Source organism: Sutcliffiella rhizosphaerae, assembly GCF_917563925.1.
GTDB lineage: Bacteria > Bacillota > Bacilli > Bacillales > Bacillaceae_I > Sutcliffiella_A > Sutcliffiella_A rhizosphaerae.
Genome location: NZ_CAKJTJ010000089.1, coordinates 1 through 651, shown reverse-complemented (window position 1 = coordinate 651; position 651 = coordinate 1). Strand labels below are relative to the sequence as shown.

1 protein-coding gene is annotated in these 651 nt (G+C 58.1%); it reads right to left on the bottom strand.

The genetic code is table 11. From position 1 onward, the window contains the following. Positions 1 to 651: hypothetical protein (locus LRP81_RS23145; protein WP_230505556.1), on the bottom strand; the 651-nt coding region annotated here is incomplete at both ends.

Genomic DNA, 651 nt, shown 5'->3' with positions numbered 1-651 from the left:
CTCCTGTAACCCCAGTTACACCAGTAGATCCAGTCACTCCAGTAACTCCGGTCACTCCAGTAACACCAGTAGCCCCGGTCACTCCTGTGACTCCGGTTACTCCAGTGGCTCCAGTCACTCCAGTCACTCCTGTGACCCCAGTGACCCCAGTAGGTCCAGTTGCCCCGGTAGTTCCAGTGACTCCAGTCACTCCAGTGGCTCCAGTTGCACCAGTAACCCCAGTGACTCCAGTAGGTCCAGTGGCTCCAGTAGGTCCAGTGGCTCCAGTTGCCCCGGTAACCCCAGTGACTCCAGTCACTCCAGTGGCTCCGGTTGCCCCAGTAATCCCAGTTACCCCAGTAGCTCCAGTCGCTCCAGTAGCTCCTGTAACCCCCGTTACTCCAGTAGCTCCAGTGGCTCCGGTCACTCCTGTGATTCCGGTAGGTCCAGTGGCTCCGGTCACTCCTGTGACCCCAGTTACCCCAGTAACTCCAGTAGCTCCGGTAGATCCAGTAGATCCAGTAACACCAGTAGCCCCGGTTACTCCAGTAACTCCAGTGGCTCCGGTCTCTCCTGTAAGCCCTGTTACTCCAGTAGTTCCAGTGGCTCCGGTCACTCCTGTGACCCCAGTTACCCCGGTAACTCCAGTAGCTCCGGTAGCTCCAGTAGATC